General features: G+C 73.1%; 6 protein-coding genes, 1 tRNA gene and 1 pseudogene. 7 read left to right on the top strand and 1 reads right to left on the bottom strand.

What is annotated here, in order from left to right; all coding sequences use genetic code 11:
* The 7 genes and pseudogenes from IFT36_RS14720 to IFT36_RS14690 form a co-directional block, all read left to right on the top strand.
* Window positions 1–212: pseudogene (locus IFT36_RS14720) on the top strand (hypothetical protein); the annotation flags it as partial.
* Window positions 213–298: 86 nt separating this feature from the next.
* Window positions 299–1,567 carry a glutamate-5-semialdehyde dehydrogenase gene (locus tag IFT36_RS14715; RefSeq protein WP_200413517.1) on the top strand — a complete coding sequence of 423 codons (1,269 nt, stop codon included), beginning with the start codon at window positions 299–301 and terminating at the stop codon, window positions 1,565–1,567.
* Window positions 1,568–1,605: 38 nt separating this feature from the next.
* Window positions 1,606–1,827 (top strand): hypothetical protein, encoded by a 222-nt coding sequence (locus tag IFT36_RS14710; RefSeq protein WP_056048301.1) that lies wholly within the window; start codon window positions 1,606–1,608, stop codon window positions 1,825–1,827.
* A gap of 17 nt (window positions 1,828–1,844) precedes the next feature.
* Complete coding sequence (gene nadD / locus IFT36_RS14705; protein WP_082060195.1) at window positions 1,845–2,471, top strand: nicotinate-nucleotide adenylyltransferase; 627 nt, start codon at window positions 1,845–1,847, stop codon at window positions 2,469–2,471.
* Window positions 2,468–3,691, top strand: coding sequence for a hypothetical protein (locus IFT36_RS14700; RefSeq protein WP_200413516.1), 1,224 nt, complete (start codon window positions 2,468–2,470; stop codon window positions 3,689–3,691). The genes nadD and IFT36_RS14700 overlap by 4 nt, the downstream gene beginning before the upstream one ends.
* 62 nt (window positions 3,692–3,753) lie before the next feature.
* A complete protein-coding gene (gene rsfS, locus IFT36_RS14695; RefSeq protein ID WP_200413515.1) occupies window positions 3,754–4,167 on the top strand; it encodes a ribosome silencing factor in 414 nt (137 codons plus the stop codon).
* A 200-nt stretch (window positions 4,168–4,367) separates the two neighbouring features.
* A tRNA-Ala gene (locus IFT36_RS14690) sits at window positions 4,368–4,443 on the top strand.
* Between the two features lie 223 nt (window positions 4,444–4,666).
* Here IFT36_RS14690 and IFT36_RS14685 read toward each other — a convergent pair.
* Window positions 4,667–6,036, bottom strand: a 1,370-nt coding sequence (locus IFT36_RS14685) for an 8-oxoguanine deaminase (protein WP_200413514.1), incomplete at its 5' end; no start/stop codon positions are given.

Here is a 6,036-nt window from a genome sequence, read left to right as displayed (position 1 = left end):
CGGCCGGCGTCGGCACCGGAGGCGCGGGCACGAAGGTCGCGGCCGCCCGGTTCGCGGCCGAGGCCGGCACCCCCGTCCTCGTGACGAGCGCCGCCAACGTCGCCCGGGCCCTCGCGGGCGAGCAGGTCGGCACCTTCTTCGAGGCGGCGGGAGCCGCGGGGTCGGGACCTGCGGCGGGGGACTCCGGGAGCGCGGGCGGGCGACCGGACTGACCCGCGCCTCCTCGGGGGGTCCGCGCCGCCGCGGTGACCGCCGGAGCGGTCTCGCGGGACGGGGGAGCGGCGCATAGGCTTCGTGCATGTCGCTCATCGATGCCCCGGCCCCGTCGCTCACCGACAAGCTGACCGCCGCGAAGGCTGCCTCCCGCGTGCTCGCCACCGCGACGGCCGAGCGCAAGGACGCGGGTCTGCGCGCCGTCGCCGCCGCCCTGCTCGCCAACGTCGACCGGATCGTGGCGGCGAACGAGCTCGACCTGGCGAACGCGCGCGAGAACGGCGTCGGCGCCTCGCTCAAGGACCGCCTGAGGCTCGACTCCGGTCGACTGGCCGGGCTCGCGGCCGCCACCGAGCTGGTGGCCTCGCTGGTCGACCCGGTCGGCGAGTCGGTGCGGGGCAAGGTGCTGCCGAACGGGCTGCGCCTCGACCAGGTCCGCGTGCCGTTCGGCGTGGTGGGAGCCATCTACGAGGCCCGGCCCAACGTGACGGTCGACATCGCCGCGCTCGCCCTGAAGAGCGGCAACGCGGCCGTCCTGCGCGGCGGCAGCGCGGCACAGCAGTCCAACCGCGTGCTGGTCGAGGTGATGCGCGAGGCCCTCGCCGAGGTGGGGCTGCCGGCCGACGCCGTCGTCACCATCGACGAGTTCGGCCGCGACGGGGCGGCCGACCTCATGCGGGCCCGCGGGCTGGTCGACGTCCTGATCCCCCGGGGCAGCGCCGAGCTGATCGACACCGTCGTCCGCGAGTCGACGGTCCCCGTCATCGAGACCGGTGCCGGGGTCGTGCACGTCTTCCTCGACGCGAGCGCCGACGAGGGGTGGGCCGTCGACATCGTCCAGAACGCCAAGGTGCAGCGTCCGAGCGTGTGCAACGCCCTCGAGACGTTGCTCGTCCACCGCGAGGCGGCGGAACGCCTGCTGCCGCCGGTGCTGGGTGCCCTGCGCGCCTCCGGGGTGACGATCCACGGCGACGAACGGACGCTCGAGGTCTTCCCCGACGGGGTCCCGGCGACCGAGGACGACTGGGCGACCGAGTACATGGGGCTCGACCTCGCCGTCCGGGTCGTGGCCGACGTCGACGAGGCCATGGCGCACATCGCCCGGTGGTCGACGCACCACACCGAGTCGATCGTGACCAACGACCTGGTGACCGCCGAGCGGTTCCTGGCCGAGGTGGACAGCGCCGTCGTCATGGTCAACGCCTCGACCCGCTTCACCGACGGCGGCGAGTTCGGCTTCGGGGCCGAGGTCGGCATCTCGACCCAGAAGCTCCACGCCCGCGGACCGATGGGGCTCGCCGAACTCACGAGCACCAAATGGGTCGTGCGGGGTCAGGGCCAGGTCCGCGGGTAGACTGACCGACGATCGTCACCGCCTGAACGGGAGAACCCATGCTCGACGCCTCGCTGCTGCTCGCCGAAGCCCACGAAGAACTCGCACCGCTGATCGCGCCGGCACCCGTCATCGCCGGTGTCTTCGCCGTCGCGTTCCTCGTCCTCGGCTACGTGGTGTTCAGCTACCGCGACGTCGCCAACCGTTCGCTGCGCAAGGCGAACAAGCTCGACCACCACGACGGTCCGATCGACGAGTTCGGTCACCCCGAGAACCACTGACCGCCGAGGTCGGGGAGATGGTCGTGGCGGGCGCCACCGTGCCCGACGGCGAGGGCGTCAGGCGACCCCGCGTCGGCATCATGGGCGGCACGTTCGACCCGATCCACCACGGGCACCTGGTCGCGGCCAGCGAGGTGGCGCAGTCGTTCCACCTCGACGAGGTCGTCTTCGTGCCGACCGGTCAACCGTGGATGAAACCCGAGGTCAGCGAGGCGGAGCACCGCTACCTCATGACGGTCATCGCCACGGCGTCGAACCCGACCTTCACGGTCAGCCGCGTCGACGTCGACCGCGAGGGGCCGACCTACACGATCGACACCCTGCGCGACATCCGACGCCTCCGTCCGACGGCCGAGCTCTTCTTCATCACCGGCGCCGACGCCGTCGCCCAGATCCTCGACTGGAAAGACGTCCAAGAGCTCTGGGACCTCGCCCACTTCGTCGCCGTGTCCCGGCCGGGCCACGACCTGAGCGTTAGCGGTTTGCCCGAGAGCGACGTAAGCTTGCTCGAAGTCCCCGCACTGGCCATCTCGTCGACCGATTGCCGCGCCCGGGTGGGTCGAGACTTTCCGGTGTGGTACTTGGTCCCCGACGGCGTCGTCCAGTACATCTCCAAGCACCATCTGTATCGGAGCGTTTCATGAGCACGTCCGACGGTCAGCCGCCCCTCACCCGGCGACAGATCCGCGACCTCGAGCGAGCCCGCGAGGCCGGTCAGGCCATCACCGGTGCCGTGCCCGTGGTGCCCGCCTCGACGTCCGCTCCCGCCCCGCGGCCCGCGACCACCCCCACGGGTGACGTGCCGATGCCGACCCCCGTGCCGTCGGCTGCCGCCCTGCGCGACGTGCCGCCCCCCGCACCCGGCTCGGTCGTCGACCCCGGCACCGGCCTGACCCGCCGCCAGATGCGCGCCCTGCGCGACGCGAGCCAGAGCCGCGACGCCTCCCCGGTGCCTCTGCAGGCACCGGCTCCCGAACCCCGTCGTCCGTTGGCCGACGCGCTCAACACCGTCGACGAGATCGCCCCGGCCGCCGACCGACCGGCCTCTGCGCCCGGTGCGTCCGCGCCGGCCTCGGCGGCCCTCCGTCCCGCCTCGGCCCCCGTGCCGTCCGCCGTGTCGGACGTCGACCCGTCGGACGACGACGACTCGTCGGACGACGTCCCCGGGCCCCGACGCACGGGTGCGACCGGCGCGGCGACCCCGGTGTCCTCGACCCCCACCCCGACGTCGACGCCGACGGTGTTCCCGTTCGCCCTGTCCGACGAGCAGGACCGCAGCGGACAGGACTCGCCGAGTGCGCCTCCTGCCCCGTCCCGTCCCGTGTCGTCGGCGCCGCGACCGTCCGGCACCGGTCCGTCGCGCGACCAGCGCGACGACTCGTCCGAGGCCGCGCCCGTCGTCCCGTCCGGCCACTGGTCCACCCAGTCCGACGAGCCCGACGCGGAGTCCGTCCCGGGCCGCCAGCTCGGCACCAGCACCGGTCAGCAGAACGCCTTGATCCTCACCGACGCGCAGGTCGCCGACGTGACCGGTGCGCTGAACGCGACCGGCGAGATCATCATCACGGGCTCGATCGACCTGCCGCGCAGCCTGGCGTCGACCGGCTCGCAGGCACGCATCGACAACTCCGACATGGACCGCATCCTCGAGCAGGGCGACGCCGAGCAGGCGTCGAGCGACGCCGAGCCCGTGCGCGCCAGCCGGGCCATCAGCACGCACACGTCCACCCGCGCCGTCGTGCTGGCCGCGTCGCAGCCCAAGGGCAACCACCTGCCGCTGATCCTCGGCATCTCGGGCGGCGTCGTGGGCCTCGGTATCATCGGCTTGATCATCGGTGGCTTCGCCACCGGGGTGCTGGGCTGAGACCCGACCCACCCGAACCGACCCCGGTCGGCCCGCATCACCACCTACCCCCTAAGGAACACGTGACAGCCACCCCTCGTGCCATCGAGCTGCTGCAGATCGCCGCACGCGCGGCCGACGACAAGCAGGCCGACGACCTCGTCGCCCTCGACGTGTCCGGCCCCCTGCCCCTGACCGACGTGTTCCTGCTGGCCACCGGCCGCAGCGAACGCAACGTGGTCGCCATCGCCGGCGAGATCGAGGACAAGATGCTCGAGGCCGGCGTCAAGACCCTCCGCCGTGAGGGTCGTGCCGAGGGCCGCTGGGTCCTGCTCGACTTCGGTGACGTCGTCGCCCACGTCTTCCACGACGAGGACCGTCAGTACTACGCCCTCGAGCGCCTCTGGAGCGATTGCCCGACCATCCCGCTCGACGTGCTGAGCGAGTCGGCCACCGCTCCGGCCGAGCTCGCAGCCGACGCACCGGCCGAGGCCTAGCCTCCCCGCGCCTCCTCGGCCCCGCCGTGTCGGCGGGGCCTCACGACATGCCGCTCACCTCCCGAGGTGAGCGGCATGTCGTGTCTTCTCGGCCGCGCTCGAGCAGGGTCGAGGGCGGGTGAACGTGCGCGGTCGAAAAGTGTAGTAATGTAGACGAGTTGCTTCCGACGGGGTGAAAACCTCCGAAGGGCAACAGTTCTGGGTCTGTGGCGCAGCTGGTAGCGCACCTGCATGGCATGCAGGGGGTCAGGGGTTCGAGTCCCCTCAGATCCACCAGAGCAACCGAAAGCCCCTCCTCGTGAGGGGCTTTCGTCGTTGTCGGGCCGTCTGTTCGAGGGCGTCGGCCGCTACGCCGCTACGAAGTAAACACTCCGCCACGAGATGTCGTGGCGGAGTGTTTACTTCGTGGCGGGTCGCGCGGGTCGGGCGGGTCGTGCCCTCACGCCGACGGGCGCGAGAGGCGCATGAGGCGCAGGAGGCGCAGGAGGCGCGGGTCGCGTCAGACGCGGGCGCGCAGCTCCGCCGACGCCCGGGCCGCGCCCTCGGCGAGCAGACCCTGGTCCGCGTGGACGAGCTCGCCGTCCGCCACGACCGCGTCGCCGCCGACCCAGAGCCGGGCCAGCGGCGGCATCGAGGCGAGCCCCAGGGCGGCCACCGGGTCGGCGATGCCCGCGAACTCGACCCCGTCGACGCGCCAGAGGGCGAGGTCGGCGAGCTTCCCGACCTCGATCGAGCCGAGGTCCGCGTCGCGTCCGAGCACGCGTGCACCGCCGATCGTCGCCAGGCGCAGGCCCTGCCGGACCGAGAACGCGTCCGCCCCGGAGCGCAGGCGCCCGAAGAGCACCGCCTGCCGGATCTCGGTGCCGAGTTGGCCGGACTCGTTCGACGCAGCACCGTCGACCCCGAGCCCGACGGGCGCCCCCGCGCGCAGCAACGACGCGATCGGGGCGATGCCCGCGGCGAGACGACCGTTCGACGAGGGGCAGTGCGCCACACCGGTCCCCGTCGCGGCGAACCGTCCGATCGCGTGGTCGTCGAGGTGGACGCAGTGGGCCATCCAGACGTCGTCGCCGAGCCAGCCGAGGTCCTCCAGGTACTGGGTCGGCGTGCGGCCGAACCGCTCGAGGCAGAACGCGTCCTCCTCCACGGTCTCGGAGCCGTGGGTGTGCAGCCGGACCCCGAGCTGCCGCCCGAGGACGGCGGCCTCGCGCAGCAGGTCGGGCGTCACCGAGAACGGCGAGCAGGGCGCGATCGCGATCTGGACCCGCGCGTCGCCGGACGGGTCGTGGAACCGCGCCACCGCTTCCTGGCTGGCCCGCAGCGCGGCGTCCGTCGTCTCGACGGCGAAGTCCGGCGGCAGGCCGCCCTGCGACCGACCGAGGTCCATCGAACCGCGGGTGGCGTGCAGACGGACGCCGACGGTCGCGGCGGCCCGGACGATGCCGCCCAGCAGGTCGCCGGCACCGGCCGGGAAGACGTAGTGGTGGTCGCCGACGGTCGTGCACCCCGACCGGGCGAGCACGGCGATCGCGGCGGCGGCCCCGGCCTCGACGAGCGGCTCGTCGATGCGCGCCCAGGTCGGGTAGAGCGCGACGAGCCAGTCGAACAGGATGGAGTCCTGCGCGACGCCACGGGTCAGCCATTGGTAGAGGTGGTGGTGCGTGTTGACCAGGCCGGGGGTCAGCAGGTGTCCCCGGCCGTCGACGCGCTCGACCGCGATCGGTGCGGCATCCGGCCCGGCTGGCTCAGAAGCAGGCCCGCCCGACCCGGGAACCGACCCGGCCGCCCAGCCGGGCGGGGCCAGCCCGGCGGTGCACCACGCGGGGGCGGGTCCCGGCCCGACGGCGACGATGCGCGATCCGTCGACGA

It is taken from the genome of Frigoribacterium sp. CFBP 13605 (assembly GCF_014839405.1).
In the GTDB taxonomy this organism is placed as follows: domain Bacteria; phylum Actinomycetota; class Actinomycetes; order Actinomycetales; family Microbacteriaceae; genus Frigoribacterium.
The sequence above is the reverse complement of the archived record's forward strand: the minus strand, read 5'-3'. Positions and strand labels throughout refer to the sequence as shown.